Source organism: Kiloniella sp. (assembly GCF_048270245.1).
Classification (GTDB): domain Bacteria; phylum Pseudomonadota; class Alphaproteobacteria; order Kiloniellales; family Kiloniellaceae; genus Kiloniella.
The window spans coordinates 428,642-446,591 of sequence record NZ_JBLWTH010000003.1 but is presented as its reverse complement, the minus strand read 5'-3'; the positions used below and the strand labels follow the sequence as shown (position 1 = coordinate 446,591).

Here is a 17,950-nt window from a genome sequence, read left to right as displayed (position 1 = left end):
CATTCAAATACTATAGGGGTATTTAGAGTAACGGCTTAGGTGGGGAGATGGATACAGAACTGGACCTCGACTTTAAACCAACATATGACTGGTGCGTGAAGGCTTTTTCTTTGGTGAAAAAGCGCCTTGGCATCAATATCTGTCTGCATGATGATTACGATAAATTCGCAGAGGGCGATATTTATCTTTTTAATCACTTCGCCCGATTTGAAACAATTATTCCCCAATATTTAATTCACGAAGAAACGGGACAGTACTGTCGTTGTGTCGCCGCGGGTGAGCTGTTTGACGGTAATGAATCCTTTGCCAATTTTTTATATGGTGTTGGGGCAGTGCCCCATAATCATCCGGGATTACTCCCATTCCTTGCTGCTGAAATCCTGCGTGGGCGAAAGGTCATCATCTTTCCCGAGGGAGGGATGGTCAAAGACAGGCACGTTGTTGGTCCTTCTGGTGAGTATAGTATCTTTTCGCCAACGGCAAAGATCAGGCGCAAGCACCATACCGGGGCTGCCGTTCTTGCCCTGACTGTCGAACTATTCAAACAGCGTGTCTTGTCTGTGTTTGAAGCCAAAGAATACGCGCGCTTGGAGAGATGGGCAAAAGCGCTGGAAATGGATACAACAGAAGAACTTTTGGCTGTCGCAAGCAAACCGACCGAAATCATCCCGGCAAACATTACTTTTTATCCTATCAGGGCGAGTGATAATATTTTAAGCCGAAGTGCAGAGTTTTTCAGCAAGGGGACTAACCCGAGGCTTGTTGAAGAGATTCTGATCGAAGCGAATATGATCCTCAAGGATTGCGACATGGATATTCGCGTCAGCAAGCCACTGGATGTGCGGCATGTCTGGAAATGGTGGGAAAAACGCCTGCTTTCAAGAGTATTTAACCAGATCAATTCCCTTGATGATTTTTTCAAACTTTCTCATGCACCGGATACCCTAAACGAAAAGATATTTAAGTTATGCAGTTCCCGTGGCACCAATCGTCTGCGCGACTATTACATGGATGCTATCTATACCGGGGTTACCGTCAATCTCTATCACTTGGCTTCGTCTTTGATCCGATATCTTGTTTTGAAAAAAGAAGCTCGAATTTCAAAGAGAAATTTCCACAGGGCGCTGTATCTCGCCATTAAGTCTTGTCAGCAAAAAACAGATGTTCACCTCCACCGTAGCCTGACAAAACCTGAAAATTATTGGAGCCTGAATAAAGGGAATAGCTGTGACGCATTGGTAAAATATATGTCGGCCGAAGGTTGTGTCGAGCATATAAAAGAAGATGGTGATTACTATCTGTTTGATGAAACAGTTCTTGAAATAACAAGTTTTAACACGGTTCGGTTGGAGAATTTAATCCGTGTATATGCTAATGAAGTGATGCCTATAAAAGAAGCTGTTATCAGTGTTGAAGAGGCTTACGAATCAATAGGGGATGTTGGGCAATCCGCATTCGCACTTCATCTTCTTGATGATGAAAATTTATCTCTTGATTGCGATCGCAAGACTTATACGAAACCACATCATATCGAGATCAATCTCAAGGAAACAGCCTGTGCCCCGGCTGAACCCTATCTAATTGTTCCGGAAAATTGCCGTAAAACAGGTGTGCTTCTGGTTCATGGTCTTCTCGCATCACCCGCCGAGCTTTATGAATTCGGTCGGGAGATTTCCGAACAAGGATATGCGGTCATGGGTATTCGCTTGAAGGGGCATGGCACGTCCCCTTGGGATTTGAGAGATCGTCATTGGCAAGATTGGATGGATTCAATCGGGCGGGGCCGTCAGATCTTATCAGCTTTTGTTGATGATATCAGTTTGGTTGGCTTTGCGACTGGCGGCACACTCTCTTTACTTGAAGCTGCTCAGAACCCTGACGGGATATCATCGGTTTCTGCTGTATCTGTTCCTTGGCAATTCAAGACCAGTAACCTGTTATTTGCGCATTTGGCACATGGCTTTGAAAGGCTGTCAAGTTGGGTTCCGACGCTAGAAGAGAAAGGTGTTTTCAAAGAGCATCCTAGCGAAAATCCAGAAGTTAATTATCGCAGTGTGCCTGTACGAACGACCTATGAACTTCACCAACTGCACGAACAGCTTCGGGATAGTCTGGCAAAGGTTTCATGTCCTGTAAAACTTTTCCAGGGGATTGAGGATCCAGTCGTCGATGCCAAAGGGATTAATGAAGTTTTTGATTTGATCGGGACCAAGGATAAAGAGTTGATTATGGTCGAATCAGAGAAGCATGGAATTTTATACGAGAACATTGGCAATTGCCGCCAAGGTATTCTTGGTTTCTTGGAAACGATTGATCAGAAAGCGGTTAATCAGCAAGAGGTGATACAAAAGGAACAGTCAGAAGATCGCCTGTATGAAGAAGGGGGGATTGGGTGATGAATGAGACGCCTCAAAAAGCATCTCATACTGGAACTTACCCCGAAGCCTCTTTGATGCGCGATGATGCGGTTCGATCTGATAACCAGTCTCTTTATCAGAATTTGGTGCAGGTTGTTGCTCGTTTTCCTGAACGTCCTTGTGTTGAGTTCCTTGGCCGGAGCTATAGCTACACGGATATTTTTGATCAGGTAGAGTTGGTTGCGGCTGGATTGCAAAGGCAAGGTGTCGGCAAGGGGGACTGCGTGGTCTTGTTCTTGCCAAACTGTCCTTATTTTGTTGTGTGTTATTATGCGCTTTTAAAAATTGGTGCGATTGTCGTTAATTCAAATCCTTTGTATGCACCAGAGGAACTGGAACATCAGCTAAATGACTGCGGTGCAAAGCTTTTGATAACACTGGATGTTAAAGAGCTTTGCGAAAAGGTTGAAAAACAGTTCTCTCAAACACCACTGGAAAAAGTTGTTATTTGTCGGCTTGCCCAAGCGATGCCGACAATCAAGGGGGCACTATTTTCTGTGCTGCAGTTTCATAAAATATCGCACCCTTCGGGCTCTGAGTTTATAGAGTTTACTGATCTGGCCGAAAGTGCAGAGGGTGCTTATCCGGTAGATGTTACACGCAAGGATACCGCCGTGTTGCAGTACACGGGGGGAACTACGGGGAAGCCTAAGGGCGCGGTTTTGAGTCATGGCAATGTTATTGCCAATACAACTCAGGTTGTTGCTTGGTTTTCCGATGCTGTTCCCGGCGAAGAACGTATCCTTGGCGTTTTGCCCATGTTCCATGTATTTGCCATGACCACTGTCCTGAATATGGGAATTGCTCTTGGCGCAGAATTAATTCTACTCCCTCGCTTCCAATTGGGGCAGATGCTTAAGACAATTGACCGATTTAAGCCGACATTAATGATGGGTGTGCCAACTTTGTACGGCGCGGTAAATAATTCACCCGTCGTTGAGCGGTATGATCTTTCGTCTATTAAGTACTGTATTTCAGGTGGGGCGCCTTTGCCTTTGGATACAAAAAAGCAGTTTGAAACCCTAACAGGTTGCATTCTTGTTGAAGGGTATGGTCTGAGTGAGGCATCACCTGTTTGTGCCTGTAACCCCGTTGGCGGGCAAAATAAAGAAGGATCTATCGGCCTCCCGTTGCCAGAGACCCATTTTGAAATCCGGGGCATAGAAGCGCCCCATGTCTTGCTAGATATTGGTGAAAAGGGAGAGCTTTGTGTAACGGGGCCTCAAGTCATGAAGGGCTATTGGCATAATGAGGAAGCAACGGGGCGTGCAATCAAGGAAGGCCGTCTTCATACCGGTGATGTTGGTTATATGGATGATGAAGGATATGTTTTTCTTTTGGATCGTCTTAAAGATCTTATTATTTGTAACGGATACAATGTTTATCCCCGGAATATTGAAGAAGCGATCAATCGTCATCCTTCCGTGGAAGAGGTCACTGTCATTGGTATCGCCGAGGTCGAACACGGCGAAATCCCCAAAGCCTTTATCAAGTTAAGAGAAGGCGCAAGCTTGGAAACGGATGAACTGCTAGAGTTTCTGGAAGAATATTTATCCCCCATTGAAGTGCCAAGAGAAATTGAGTTCAGGTCTGAACTACCTAAAACGATGATTGGCAAGCTTTCCAAGAAAGAGCTTCGTGAAGAAACGTCTTCGACGTAATGATTAAGAGAGAACAGTAAAAAGATATTGGAATACAGAACAGCGGTTCTGAGAACAACAGAGGTAGAAATATGGTCGATATTGTCATTGCAGGCTACGCACGTTCCCCGTTCCATTTTGCAAATAAAGGGGCTTTGGCCAAGGTTCGACCTGATGATCTCGTGGCGCAGGTCATTAAAGGATTGGTTCAGAAAACCGGGATTGAAGGTAAAAGCATTGAAGCGGTCTTTATGGGGTGCGCTTTTCCTGAAGGTGAGCAAGGATTAAACGTCGCCCGTCTGGCGGTGTTTCTCGCGAATTTACCTCAATCTGTTGGTGGTGCAACGGTCAATCACTTTTGTGGGTCATCCATGCAGGCCATTCACATGGCTGCCGGTGCTATCTCCATGGGGGCGGGGGATGCCTATATTTGTGCGGGTATCGAATCAATGACACGGGTGCCTATGATGGGTTTTAACCCTCTGTTGAATCCGGCTCTCGCAAAGGAATACCCGCCTGCCTATGTCTCCATGGGGGAAACCGCTGAGAATGTTGCTGACAAGTATAGCATCAGCCGTAAGGATCAAGATCAATTTTCTCTTAACAGTCATTTGAAAGCATCAGAAGCTCAGGGAAAGGGAAACTTTAAGGACGAGATTATTCCTATAAAAACAAATGCTGGCGATATGGTGGATCAGGATGGCTGTATTCGGGGGAACAGTACGATCGACGGATTGTCAGGACTTTCACCCGCTTTCAAAGAAGGGGGGAATGTAACCGCGGGGTCGTCATCTCCTCTTACTGATGGCGCAACGGCTGTTATTGTTTGTACGGCTGATTTTGCAAAAGCTCAGGGGCTGGGTGTTCTGGCTAAAATCCGCAGTATTGCCGTTGCAGGATGTGCACCAGAAATAATGGGAATTGGTCCTGTGGCGGCAACCAACAAGGCGATTGCGCGCGCAGGAATCTCTCTTGCGGATCTGGATGTCATAGAACTAAACGAAGCTTTCGCAAGCCAGGCATTGGCGTGTATGGCAGATTTGAAACTGGACGAGAGTAAAATTAATCTGGATGGCGGCGCGATTGCTATTGGGCATCCCTTGGGGGCAACTGGCGCCCGTATTACAGGGAAAGCGGCCCAGTTGTTAAAGCGGGAAAAGGGTAAGTTTGCCTTGGCGACCCAGTGTATTGGTGGCGGTCAGGGAATAGCGACTATTCTGGAGGCCGTTGAATGAAGGGAATAGATAAAGTTGCCGTTATTGGCGCTGGCGTTATGGGGGCTGGTATTGCAGCGCAAATTGCGAATGCCGGTGTGGCTGTTTTGCTGTTTGATCGCCCGTCAGAAGATAACGAAGATCGCAATAAGATAGCAAAAGATGCTATTGGTAAACTGGTCAAAAGCAACCCTGCTGCTTTGATGAACAAGCGGAATGCTAATCGCATTACACCTGCGAACACAGAAGATGATCTTAAGCTGTTAGCTGACTGCGATTGGGTCGTTGAGGCGATTATCGAAGACGTAGCAATTAAGCAGACGCTCTATAAAAAAATAGATAAATTCCGCAAAAAGGGCGCAATTGTCTCGTCGAACACCTCTACTCTGTGTCGCGAACAACTTGTTGCTGATTTACCCGAAAGTTTCAGACGCGATTTTCTGATTACCCACTTCTTTAATCCGCCTCGTTATATGCGGTTACTGGAACTCGTCTCGGGTTCTGAAGTATCCGAAGAACAGTGCAAACTTATTGAGAGATTCTGTGATCGCAGCTTGGGTAAGGGCGTTGTTCATTGTAAGGACTCGCCGGGGTTCCTTGCTAATCGTATCGGTGTTTTCTGGCTGCAATGTGCCGTTGTCGAGGCCATGAAACAGAATGTTTCCATAGAAGTTGCAGATGCAGTAATCGGACGGCCTTTTGGTATCCCCAAAACAGGCGTTTTTGCCCTTTTGGATATGGTTGGGCTGGATCTCATGCCCCATGTTCTTTCATCAATGTCAGAAAGCCTGTCGCCTGAAGATCCTTTCCACGAAATTTATCAGGAACCGGAGTTGATCAAGACGCTTATTGCTGATGGTTATACCGGGCGTAAAGGCAAGGGGGGCTTTTATCGTCTAAGGCCCGATAGTGCTGAGAAGGTAAAAGAGGCGATTGATTTAAAGACAGGTGAATACACAAAAGCGGAACGTCCCTCCGTCGCAATTGTTGAAAAGGCTGGTCGTAAGAACCCGCGCAAGGTTCTTGACGATGACAGCCCTGCTGGACGCTATGCCTGGTCTGTTATGTCAAAAACCTTGGCGTATGCAGCATCACTTGTCCCGGATGTTTCTGACGATATTGAAGCCGTCGATGAAGCCATGCAACTGGGGTACAATTGGAAGTATGGCCCTTTTGAGCTGTTGGATCAAATTGGCGTAGAATGGTTTTGTACTCGATTGCAGTCAGAAAACACAGATGTGCCTGCTGTGCTGAAATCTGTTGGTAGGGGTAAGTTCTATCGTAAATCCAAAGGTTTTAGGGAAGTCTTTGGGCATGAAGGTCAATACTTAAAACGCTATCCTAATGCCGGGGTTCTTAAGCTTGATGATATTAAAGCGAGATCAAAGCCTGTACTGCGTAATCCGTCTGCATCCCTATGGGATCTTGATGATGACGTCTTGTGCCTGGAATTTCATAGCAAGATGAACTCTCTCAATCTTTGGACCTTATCTATGATGGACCGGGCAAGAGAGAAAATTGAAACCAATGAATACAAAGCACTGGTTGTTTATAATGATGGAACCAACTTTTCTGTTGGGGCGAATATAGGCTTAATGTCTGTTGCTGCCAGACTTTGGGCCTATCCCTTTATCGATTATATGGTTCGCCGCGGTCAGGAAACCTACAAAGCATTGAAATTTGCACCATTCCCTGTTGTCTCTGCCCCTTCGGGGCTTGCGCTTGGTGGGGCTTGCGAACTGCTTTTACATAGTGATGCGGTACAGGCGCATGCCGAAACCTATACCGGGCTGGTAGAGGTGGGCGTTGGTATTATTCCCGGATGGGGTGGGTGTAAGGAAATGATGTGTCGCTGGGCACTGGCGACGGACACGCCAAAAGGACCAATGCCGCCTGTGTCCAAAGTCTTTGAATTGATCGGGCTGGCGCAGGTCGCCAAGTCAGCAGAAGAAGCACGAGATATGAAAATTATCCGGGCGGGTGATGGAATAACCATGAACCGCGACCGTGTTCTTGCGGATGCCAAAGAGCGTGCGCTTGAACTGGTTTCTGGATACCACCCGCCAACAGCGGCTGAAATAACCCTTCCGGGGGAAAGTGGAAAAGTTGCCTTGGATCTGGCCGTGGAGGGCTTCCGAAAATCAGGAAAAGCCACACCGCATGATGTCGTTGTTTCAGCTGCACTTTCAACGATCCTGAGTGGTGGTGATACGGATATGACAAGCAAAGTCAGTGAAGACAAACTGTTGGAGTTGGAGCGTGAAGCGTTCCATGCCTTGTGCCGTCACCCTGATACGATTGAGCGCGTACACCACATGCTCAAGACCGGTAAGCCGCTGAGGAATTAGCCGTCGTTTAGAAATTTGGCCAAAGTTTGAGATTAATAAATCAAAAGAAGAAGAGGTTCCCGTTATGATTATCCTTTTCACATTCCTACTTGCGATCATTGTTCTTGCGACGCTGTTATATCGCGGGCAAGGATTTTGGGGATGGGTGTTGGCTCTTCTTGTACTTATTGCTGGGGGTGATCTCGCCGGGATGCCAACCGTATTAACTGGATGGGCAATCATCTTTACAGCTGTCCTTTCTGGCTTGTTTGGAATTCAAGGCATCAGGCGGCCTTTTCTCACCGCAGGGTTGATGAAAATTGTCAAACGCAGCCTGCCAAAAATCAGCGAGACAGAACAAACTGCATTGGATGCAGGTACCGTGTGGTGGGATGCTGAAATATTCAGTGGTCGTCCGGATTGGACGAAGCTGGAAGAATTTAATGTTTCTGGACTAACAAAAGAAGAACAGGATTTTGTGGATGGACCTGTCGAAGAAATCTGTCAGGAAACAGATGATTGGAAGATCGCTCAAGACCGCGATTTACCAGAAGAACTCTGGCAAAAACTAAGGGACATGAAGTTTTTTGGGATGATCATTCCCAAAAAATACGGGGGCTTGGGATTCTCTGCACAGGCTCATTCTGCTGTGGTTTTGAAGCTCTCGTCTCGATCTCTGCCTTTGTCCGTTATTGTGATGGTGCCTAATTCTTTGGGGCCTGCTGAGCTTTTGCTTCACTATGGGACGGAAGAACAAAAAGATCACTACCTTCCTCGTTTGGCCACCGGGGAAGAGATGCCCTGTTTTGCTTTAACAGAACCAAAGGCGGGGAGTGATGCTGCCTCTATCCAAAGTCATGGTGTTATTTGTGAAGAAAAAATAAAGGGTAAGAAAATTCTGGGTATTCGCCTTAACTGGCGCAAGCGCTATATCACGCTGGCCCCCGTTGCGACGGTTATTGGATTAGCCTTTAAACTAAGTGATCCCGATGGTTTGCTCAGCGATAAAGAGGATCTTGGGATAACCTGTGCCCTGATCCCGAGAGATACAAAAGGCATGTCAATTGGCAGGCGTCATGATCCGATGGGTATTCCTTTTCCAAATGGTCCCATTGAAGGCAAAGATGTTTTCATTCCAATAAGCTATGTTATCGGTGGAGAAGATGGCGTTGGTCAAGGCTGGCGCATGTTGATGGAATCCCTTGCGGCCGGTCGATCAGTTTCTCTTCCGTCCTTGTCTTTGGGGGCGTCACAGTTGGCGACCCGTGTGACCGGGGCCTATTCTGCCGTTCGTCGACAATTCGGATTACCAATCGGAAAATTTGAAGGGGTCGCGGAACGTCTCGCGCGAATTGGAGGCTTAACCTATGGGATGGATGCGGCGCGTCAATTGACCTGTGCCGCTGTTGATTCTGGTGAACGTCCTTCCGTGTTATCGGGAATTGCAAAGGCCTATTTAACCGAAAACATGCGGACAGTTTTTTTGGATGCTATGGATATATTGGGCGGTGCAGCCATTTGCCGAGGTCCAAAAAACCTTCTGAGCAGAGCCTATGATGGGCTACCCATTGCTATTACTGTTGAAGGCGCAAATATACTGACCCGTTCCATGATTATCTTTGGACAAGGGTCCATTCGTGGACACCCTTTTGTTCCCAAAGAGCTGGCGGCAGTTGCAAACAATAGCCTCAAAGATTTTGATGATGCTTTCTGGGGGCATATCAACTTTACAGTTTGTAATGCCGCCAGAGCTGGGATTGATGGTTTGACCGCAGGCCGGTTTCTTAAGGTCAAAGGGACGGCAAAAGCGCGCCGCCACAAACAGTTGATCACCCGCTATTCGTCTGCGTTTGTTTTGGTCGCGGATGTTTCCATGTTGCTTTTGGGGAGTAGTTTAAAGCGGCGTGAAACTCTCAGTGGGCGTTTAGCGGATGCTTTATCTTGGCTCTATCTGGCGACAGCAGCAGTAAAGCGCTTTGAAGATGAAGGGAGTTTGAAAGAAGACGAGCTTTATCTGGACTGGTTTTGTGCCCATGCCTATCAGGAAATTGAACAGGCATTGTTGACAATAACACACAACTATCCGGTAAAGTTTGTCGGAACGATGCTTCGGTTCCGTCTGTTTCTGCTGGGTCGAAAAGCCCATGGTCCTACTGATATGCAAAACATTGCGCTGGCCAACCGCATGATGGGGGATTTAGGTGGGCGCGAGAAACTGTCCCGTGATATTTCCGTCTCGGATAACCCGGATGATGCAATGGGGGCTTTGGAAGAAGCCTATCGTAAAATACAAGGTGTTATTCCGTTGGAAGCCCGTATCCGAACAGCCCGAAAAACAGGAATTTTGAGGGGTGTTGCGCGCGAAGATCTTTATCTTGTCGCTGTCGCAAAGGGTGTTGTTGATGAGGATGAATTTCAGCAGTTGCTGGAAGCGCAAAGCCTAGCGGATGCCGTCGTGGAAGTGGATGACTATAGCCAGACAGCTTACAAAAAACTTAAGGGGTGAGCTGGTTTTTTAGTTATCCTCATTAAGAGATAGCTCCCGAACGTTTTATGGGTTAAGGCGTTAAACGTTCGGGAGTAAAGCGATAAAAGGTGAGATTAAATTTTATTCTCTTGAACTTCGGCTTTTATAACAGTTTCGAAGTACTCGATTGTTTTCTGCAAACCTTCCTTAAGCTGTACTTTGGGAGACCAGGATAGATCTCTCGTAGCTATAGATATATCCGGCTTTCGCTGAGTGGGATCATCTTGAGGTAAGTCTTTGTAGATGATTTTTGATTTGGATCCTGTCAGTTCAATAACAAGTTCGGCAAGCTCTTTGATCGTAAATTCGTTTGGATTACCGACATTTATTGGTCCGGTAACTTTGTCATCTGTTTGCATCAATAAGATCATAGCTTCGACAAGATCATCACGATAACAGAATGACCGGGTTTGTGTTCCATCCCCATAGATCGTTATATTGTCGTTTTGCAATGCCTGCATAACAAAATTTGAAACAACACGTCCATCATTGGGGTGCATACGCGGGCCGTAGGTATTGAAAATACGTAAAACTTTTATCCGCAGCTGATGTTGACGCCAGTAATCAAAGAAGAGTGTTTCTGCACAACGCTTGCCTTCATCATAACAAGAACGAATACCTATTGGATTTACATTACCCCAATAGTCTTCTGTTTGTGGATGTACTTCGGGGTCTCCATAAACTTCAGACGTCGAGGCTTGCAGGATTTTGGCATTGGTTCTTTTGGCCAGACCAAGCATGTTTATAGCACCGTGCACTGATGTCTTTGTCGTTTGCACAGGGTCGTGTTGATAGTGGATAGGGGATGCTGGACAGGCCAAGTTGTAGATCTCGTCAACTTCTACGTAGAGAGGAAAGCAGACATCATGCCGCATTAATTCAAATCTTGGATGTCCGATAAGGTGCTCTACATTTCTTCTGGTACCAGTAAAGTAGTTATCAACACAAAGCACTTCGTTCCCACGCTCTAGCAGTCGTTCGCAAAGGTGGGAGCCTAGAAAACCTGCTCCGCCGGTAATCAATATTCTTTTGTTCATTTTGTTCTGCCTTGGGCGCTCACCCTACTTAGCGGTTAAGAATGGTCTAATGCTGTAGCCAAGCATTGTTCCACTGCTGCGGGATTAAGTGTCATGTTGCTTTTATTGTCTATACTATCTGCAATCAAGTATTGATAAGAATGACGCATAGAGTGAGACAGATTGAAATAACATTGATTAATTTCAACGTTGCTGGGATGGAATTCAATTACGTTTCCACCTTCTGGCATAAACATAATGTTGGTTAAACCTGCACCGTGAGGGGCGATAATAAGTTCGCAAGAAGCTGCGAGCTCTATTTGTTCTGTGAAAGAGAGCTTTTCGAAACAGACAGGTTCGACATTAAATTTATCTAGAATTGGTAAAATTTCATCTTCATTCGCGACAAGACGGTTGGGGGCCATTTTACGGCTGATATACACACGACGTTTGGGCGGTGTTGTTTTTGCCCAAGGCTGTCGGAACTTTTCGGCAACCGCCCTTATTGTCGGGGAATGATTGTTACCAACTTCGCCTGCGTAGGTTGGTAAGAATAACTTCTCAAACCTTATGGAAGCGAGATCATGTTTTATATATTTAGGCTTATTCTCTCCTAGAAGTTCCAATGAAATTGGGATGAACTTAGGATTTATACAAATTTTAGACAGATATAATTGTGCGGTTACACCATTTTTTCGAGCAAGAAATAGGCGGGGAATTGTATCTGTTAGCCAATGATAATAGTTGTAGCTCCAAACATCAGAGATCCAAAGACCTTCTGAGGATTGTTGTCTTTGAAGGTTGGAGAGGAATAAGCGCAGTCTTCCCTTTAACCTTTTTTTTCTGGCATCTGGCTGCCTGTGTGGGTTAAAGGCTTCTCTTACAACGTTGGCGTCTGACCAGACCCATCCGTTGCCAAGAATTACAGCACCATCAATTGTCAGTAGATCACTTCCGGGAACGGTTTGTTCTATTGCGCTTTTGAAGAGATGCTTGTCATCCGATTTGATATTTTTTGGATAATCACGACGAACAATTATAGCCTCAGTTAGGGATGTTCGCTGGATTTTATCAGGCTTCATAAAGGAAGTGCCTCTATCAGACTTCTAAATTTAAGGTTGCTTGTCCTATTACATAATCCAATAATTGGAGCAACTTAATTATGACAAACGGGTCTTAAATGAACAAAGAAGCAGTTCTATTTTAAGCGTTTTAAAATGGTTCTATAAAATCAATGTAATTGTACTAATTTGACTTCGAGATCCGTAAAATTGTTAAGAAAAACAGGTTGTAAGTAAAGGTAAATTATAGCACTTATCAGTTTCAGGATGATAAGCTAATTTAATTAGGCGATGGGTAACTCTCGTATTGTAATATCAGGGCATGATTTTAATTGTTATCTGGTTGATGTTAATCAATAGAGATTGAATAAATCTTGAACGATATAAGCTGTGATATACAGCAAATAACATCAGTGTATTTTAATAACATGATGTGCTTTTGTTGAAATAAAACTCGACATAGAAGAAAGATTGCTGGGGGAAAGTATGGAACGGTATGAACTTGTTGTTATCGGAAGTGGGCCATCGGGGCGGCGGGCTGCTGTTCAGGCTGCGAAATGGAACAAACGAGTTCTTGTTATTGAAAAAAGCCCTGCGATTGGCGGTGTTTCTGTTCATACCGGTACATTGCCAAGTAAGACATTACGGGAAACAGTTCTGAACTTGTCAGGTTGGCGTGAGCGTACTTTCTATGGTCGTTCTTATCGTGTGAAAGATAATATTACCGCGGAAGACCTTCTCGAACGGTTGCATATGACCTTGCAGCACGAGGTGGACAACCTTGAGCATCAGTTTGTCCGTAACAAAGTTGATTGGATACAAGGGCTTGCACACTTTGTTGACTCTAATACGCTTGAGGTTGTTGATGACGAAGGTGAGGTGACGTCTGTGCATGGTGATAAAATTCTTATCGCCACGGGCACGCAACCTCACAGGCCTGATTACATTCCCTTTGATGGGGAAACGATCATTGATAGCGATGAAATTATTGATTTAAAAACCTTGCCGAGGTCACTTGCCGTAATAGGCGCTGGGGTCATTGGTATTGAGTACGCGACCATATTCAGTGCATTGGATGTTGCCGTAACGGTTATTGAGCCAAGAGAGACGATGCTCGATTTCATTGATCGGGAACTTATTGCTGAATTCACGCACCTTCTCAGACAGCAAAATGTCACTTTCCGTTTTGGGCAAGGGGTCGAGAAAATCACGAAAATTGAGGGCGGTGGTAATACGATTACGTTAGAAAACAAGCGTATCGTTAAGGCCGATATGGTCCTCTTCTCTGCCGGACGGATGGGTGCGACAGATAAACTTGGTCTGGATAAAGCTGGGATTAAGGCTGATCATCGTAACCGAATTCAGGTTAATGAAAATTTTCAGACCGAGGTTGACCATATTTATGCTGCGGGGGATGTCATTGGCTTTCCGAGCTTGGCGTCAACATCCATGGAGCAAGGTCGCATCGTTGCCTGTCACGCATTTGAGCAAGATGCTTATGACGCGCCTGAATATTTCCCTTATGGAATTTATTCTGTCCCGGAAATGTCGACGGTTGGTATGTCAGAAGAAGAAGTTCAACAGCGGGGTATTCCATACGAGTGCGGTGTTTGTCACTTTCATGAAACCGCTCGGGGACAGATTATGGGCCTCAGTCACGGTATGATGAAAATGATTTTCTCGCTTAAAACCCGACGTCTTCTTGGGGTGCATATTGTCGGGGAAGGGGCGACAGAGCTTATTCATATTGGGCAGGCCGTTCTCAATCTAAAGGGCACGCTGGAATATTTTGTTGAGAACACATTTAACTATCCAACCCTTGCCGAGGCTTATAAGGTCGCAGCTCTGGATGCGTGGAATAGAATGCCGTCTGAATAGTTTAGGTAAGAGAACTGCGCTCACGGTCAGTTTCTACGAACCAGACCGTGAGCTTTTAGCTGGTTTATGTTTCTATTTTTATCTGTGGTTTGTGATGAATTGGGAAATTCACGGATCTGGCAATAAAGCATAGTTTATTTGCGTCATGATGCAGTTGTATGGCTTTTTCTTTGTCAGAGCTCTGACTAATGGTCACAATCGGGTTAAGTGTTGCGGCTGTAAACTGCCCACTCCCATCTGGATTCATGGTCATTGTCGCTGTTGACGTATCTTGATAATCGACGATAACGATTTTATTGACTGAACAGAGATGCAAATACCACAGCATGTGACAGGACGAAATCGATGCCAATAAAAGGTCTTCGGGATTATGTCGTGTGGGATCTCCACGAAATGCAGGATCCGAAGAGCCTGACAATGTGGTTTTTCCTTCTATTATAATATCATAATAGCGATCATAGGCTTTGTAGTTGCTCGTCCCGCTTCCCTTGTTCCCTGTCCAGGAAAGGTGAGTTCTGTATTGATGCTCTTGGCTCATCGGTATAATCCCGTCGCAGCGTGTTCATTCTGGTAAAATCATACGCAATTTATTTTATAAATAAAAATGTTTGTTTTTGATCTTTATTAATACAAAAATGAATAGATGAGTGATTGGGATGATTATCGATATTTTCAGGCCGTTATTAAAAACGGTGGGCTTTCTGCTGCTGCCCGAGAGTTAGGCGTAAGCCAACCAACGGTTGGTCGGCGGATTGCCGCGATGGAAGAGCGCTTGGGGCAACAGCTTTTGGAGCGCGATGGCAAATATGTGCGCCTGACGGCCTATGGGTTGTTGCTTGCTAAGAGGATAACGCCCCTTGTTGAAACGGCGTTTCGCCTTGAGAAAGAGTTGGAAAGCTTTGGCCAGCGTGATTATCCGCCAGTTCGCTTGACGGCAACGGAGGGACTGGCCGCTTATTGGTTGCCTCAGGTTGTTGCTAAGATTCAAGCGCGGGAGCCTGACTTGAAGGTTTTGCTGTCACCTGGAAACCAGATAGAAGATTTACACCGTGGCGAGGCTGATATCGCTTTTAGAGTTCGCGGACAGAAAGATACAGAGCTTGTTGAGAAAAAGATATTTACATTGAAAAACGGTTTATGGGCTTCGGAAAAATATCTCGAAACCTATGGTGAGCCGAATTCTGAGGAGGACTTAACTTTACATAAGCTTGTTGGGTTTAACGAAGCCTATATGTCGATGCCTTATATAGAAAGTTTTGCCTCACGGGTACTTTCCAAAAACATTGTTTTTCGATCCGATAGTGTACCTGTCCAAGCGCAAGCGGTTCTGGCAGGTGTCGGTATTGGCGTTTTGCCTGATTATATCGCAACACATATGGGGCTTTTTAGGGTCAATTGGCAAGGTTCGATACCAGAAACAGAGATTACTATGGTTTGTCATCCCGAGGCGCTTAAAAATCCGCACGTCAACTTTCTGTGGCACAAGTTTTTACAAGATGGAGCCAATTTAATGACTTCCCTTCAGGCCTAAGATGTCGTTGTGACACGCTAGGCCTGAAGGGAAGTCATTAGGGCAGGGTTATTATGCTTTTTGCCTTTGTGAAATAATGGTGATGACAATACCGATGGCTATTATGCCTGCGCCGCCCCACGTATAAAGACTATAACGTTCGCCGAGAATAAAGGTAGCGGTTAGAAGACCGACGGCGGCGGCAACATACCCAATCTGGCTGAGCAAAACTGGACCGCCTTTTTGTTGGAGTCTGAAGAAAACCGGAAAAGTTAAGCCAGCTACAACAGCTTGTGTTGCTGCGATCCATGGGATTACGGCAAGTTCTGAAATCCGGACAGTTCCTGTAGTGGCAAGAAGCAAGGCAATAAACACTAATATTGCAAAGCCGTGGCTCCAGAATGCAAGGCTGTCTGGAAGTGCATTTTCCGGCCAATCAATGGTTCTATAGATATTACCGCATGCCAGTGTCAGGGGGATCAGGATTGCCGCGATAATCCAGATAAGTTCCGGGGCTTCTGCTGAGCCTGCACGAGTGATGCTCACTACAATGGCGCCGACAAAACCAATGCCTATACCTAGTAATCCTAAAAAATTAGGTGTTTTAAGTCTAAACAAAGTTGCAAGCGCGAGCGTAAACACAGGTGAGAGCGCAAACATTAATCCTGTATATCCTGCTCCGGCATGGGGAATAACACTAAAAAGAAGTAGGTTCGGAATAACAAAAGAAATAAGAGACGATATAATGGCGTACCGTAATGTTTTTCCTTTGGGTATTGCGAGCTGTTTTCGAAGAATTAAGCTTGGCAGTATAAGGCTAGATACCCCGACAGAGACCAGAAGAGCCCAAATCATCGGGGAAACGTTTGCTTCGCCAGCAATCTTTCCCAAAGGAAAGTTGAAACCGATTAATGTGCCGGTTATCAGGAGAAGGCTGGTAGGACTTTTCAATACATTTTTACCCTTTGAGTTGTTTCCCGAGGCATTGTTTGTTGTTGATAAACTCATTTGTCTTCTCCTGAGTACGAATGTACTTGTTGTTAACTAACTTTCAAAAAGTGCTTGGTGTGAAGCTTTGTGAAAACGTGCCAGAAAAAATAATTTCAGTACTAGAAAGACGTTGGCTGGGAATTTCTCTTTCCTGTAGTTCAGGGGCAAGAAAGTCCGGGTCTGTGTTTTTACCAACAGCAACAGCAATTTCGACTTTATAGCGCTCTGGTAAGTTTAATGCTTCTTGTGCTTTGTCGAAATAAAGGCCAGCCATTGCGTGGGCTTTATATCCACTAATAGAAGCCTGAAGGGCTAGCTGAGCCCAGGCTGCGCCTGTATCAAAACTATTGTAATTTGATGGGCGGTCTGGCCGTGTACCATCCCCAGAGACAATCTTGTCCGATATAACAAAAACCAATGCTGATGCATTTTGTGCCCAACTTTTATTGAAGGGGTCTAATAGATCCAATTGTGTATTCCAGTGTTCATCACCACGATGGGCATAAACAAAGCGCCAAGGCTGTACATTAAATGCTGAGGGCGCCCACCTTGCTGCTTCCAAAATGGTTTGAAGATCCTCGTTCGGAATATTGCTGCTGTCAAAAGCACGGGGAGACCACCTGTTGATAAATAATGGATCAATTGGGTGGTTCGGGGTGCGGAGTGGAAGTGATGTATCTGGCATAACGCAATCCTTTACTATTTCCAGACCCTTTACTGCTTATGGGCCTTTACAATTTTTGGGGCGTCATGTATCTCTATCTAGGATAATTTGATATAAGATATTTTGACGTCAAATAATTTGATGTCAAAATAAATAAGGATTGTTTTGTGATGAGTCAAGCCCCCAAAAAGTCGATTCCAAAAAAGGCTGTTATTTCGTCGACAACAGAAGGCGGCCCAATGGAGGGAATTTTAGCGCAATGGCGTCGGGAAAGGCCCGATATAGACCCTGCACCGATGGCTGTGTGTGGTGAAGTCTGGCGGGCCGGGGAAAAACTTCGGCAGGGCGTTTTAGATAATATTTCTAACTACAATCTGGATTTTGCCGGTATGGATGTGTTGTTCACCCTACGCCGTCAAGGAAAAGGAGAGACGTTGTCTCCTTCGTTGTTAGCTAAAGATATGATGTTATCAACGTCTGCGATGACCAATCGGCTTGATCGTCTTGAGAAACGTGGCCTTATTGAGAGAATGATGGACCCAAATGACAGGCGAGGGCAAATGGTCGCCTTGACTGATGACGGTTTTCACTTGGCCAATGAGATGGTGGTTACACATGTAAAAAAAGAAGAGGCTATGCTATCAAATCTATCTGATGAAGAACGCCAACACCTTCGCCATCTATTGGCAAAGATCGATTGATTATG

The 17,950-nt window shown here is 45.4% G+C and carries 13 protein-coding genes; 8 read left to right on the top strand and 5 right to left on the bottom strand.

Going from position 1 to position 17,950, the window contains the following annotated elements; genetic code table 11:
• Nucleotides 1-47 precede the first annotated feature (47 nt).
• The 5 genes from ACN0W5_RS09730 to ACN0W5_RS09710 all read left to right on the top strand — a co-directional run bounded on the left by ACN0W5_RS09730 (nt 48) and on the right by ACN0W5_RS09710 (nt 10,104).
• Nucleotides 48-2,396 (top strand): serine aminopeptidase domain-containing protein, encoded by a 2,349-nt coding sequence (locus tag ACN0W5_RS09730; protein ID WP_417453938.1) that lies wholly within the window; start codon nt 48-50, stop codon nt 2,394-2,396.
• Nucleotides 2,396-4,078, top strand: coding sequence for a long-chain-fatty-acid--CoA ligase (locus ACN0W5_RS09725; RefSeq protein WP_417453937.1), 1,683 nt, complete (start codon nt 2,396-2,398; stop codon nt 4,076-4,078). Before ACN0W5_RS09730 ends, ACN0W5_RS09725 begins: the two co-directional genes overlap by 1 nt.
• Before the next feature lie 71 nt (nt 4,079-4,149).
• On the top strand, nt 4,150-5,292 hold the full coding sequence (locus ACN0W5_RS09720; RefSeq protein WP_417453936.1) for a thiolase family protein: 1,143 nt from the start codon (nt 4,150-4,152) through the stop codon (nt 5,290-5,292).
• Complete coding sequence (locus ACN0W5_RS09715; RefSeq protein ID WP_417453935.1) at nt 5,289-7,619, top strand: 3-hydroxyacyl-CoA dehydrogenase NAD-binding domain-containing protein; 2,331 nt, start codon at nt 5,289-5,291, stop codon at nt 7,617-7,619. Before ACN0W5_RS09720 ends, ACN0W5_RS09715 begins: the two co-directional genes overlap by 4 nt.
• Before the next feature lie 64 nt (nt 7,620-7,683).
• Nucleotides 7,684-10,104 carry an acyl-CoA dehydrogenase gene (locus ACN0W5_RS09710; RefSeq protein WP_417453934.1) on the top strand — a complete coding sequence of 807 codons (2,421 nt, stop codon included), beginning with the start codon at nt 7,684-7,686 and terminating at the stop codon, nt 10,102-10,104.
• A 95-nt stretch (nt 10,105-10,199) separates the two neighbouring features.
• Here the strand turns inward: ACN0W5_RS09710 and ACN0W5_RS09705 are convergent, their stop codons facing one another.
• A complete protein-coding gene (locus ACN0W5_RS09705; protein WP_299376858.1) occupies nt 10,200-11,162 on the bottom strand; it encodes a UDP-glucuronic acid decarboxylase family protein in 963 nt (320 codons plus the stop codon).
• Nucleotides 11,163-11,197: 35 nt separating this feature from the next.
• The gene (locus ACN0W5_RS09700) at nt 11,198-12,223 is read right to left on the bottom strand and encodes a glycosyltransferase family 61 protein (RefSeq protein ID WP_417453933.1); all 1,026 of its coding nucleotides are present in this window, start codon (nt 12,221-12,223) and stop codon (nt 11,198-11,200) included.
• 465 nt (nt 12,224-12,688) lie between these two features.
• Here ACN0W5_RS09700 and sthA point away from each other — a divergent pair, with 465 nt between their 5' ends.
• Nucleotides 12,689-14,080 (top strand): Si-specific NAD(P)(+) transhydrogenase, encoded by a 1,392-nt coding sequence (gene sthA, locus ACN0W5_RS09695; protein ID WP_417453932.1) that lies wholly within the window; start codon nt 12,689-12,691, stop codon nt 14,078-14,080.
• Nucleotides 14,081-14,144: 64 nt separating this feature from the next.
• Here sthA and ACN0W5_RS09690 read toward each other — a convergent pair whose 3' ends face one another.
• Nucleotides 14,145-14,618 carry an OsmC family protein gene (locus ACN0W5_RS09690; protein WP_417453931.1) on the bottom strand — a complete coding sequence of 158 codons (474 nt, stop codon included), beginning with the start codon at nt 14,616-14,618 and terminating at the stop codon, nt 14,145-14,147.
• A 105-nt stretch (nt 14,619-14,723) separates the two neighbouring features.
• On the opposite strand from ACN0W5_RS09690, the gene ACN0W5_RS09685 reads away from it, so the two are divergent.
• Complete coding sequence (locus tag ACN0W5_RS09685) at nt 14,724-15,611, top strand: LysR family transcriptional regulator (RefSeq protein ID WP_417453930.1); 888 nt, start codon at nt 14,724-14,726, stop codon at nt 15,609-15,611.
• A 51-nt stretch (nt 15,612-15,662) separates the two neighbouring features.
• On the opposite strand, the gene ACN0W5_RS09680 is transcribed toward ACN0W5_RS09685, so the two are convergent.
• Nucleotides 15,663-16,598 carry a DMT family transporter gene (locus tag ACN0W5_RS09680; protein WP_417453929.1) on the bottom strand — a complete coding sequence of 312 codons (936 nt, stop codon included), beginning with the start codon at nt 16,596-16,598 and terminating at the stop codon, nt 15,663-15,665.
• A 43-nt stretch (nt 16,599-16,641) separates the two neighbouring features.
• Nucleotides 16,642-17,265: a nitroreductase family protein gene (locus ACN0W5_RS09675; RefSeq protein WP_417453928.1), complete on the bottom strand. Its 624-nt coding sequence runs from the start codon at nt 17,263-17,265 to the stop codon at nt 16,642-16,644.
• 149 nt (nt 17,266-17,414) lie between these two features.
• Here ACN0W5_RS09675 and ACN0W5_RS09670 point away from each other — a divergent pair, with 149 nt between their 5' ends.
• The gene (locus ACN0W5_RS09670; RefSeq protein WP_417453927.1) at nt 17,415-17,945 is read left to right on the top strand and encodes a MarR family winged helix-turn-helix transcriptional regulator; all 531 of its coding nucleotides are present in this window, start codon (nt 17,415-17,417) and stop codon (nt 17,943-17,945) included.
• Nucleotides 17,946-17,950 lie beyond the last annotated feature (5 nt).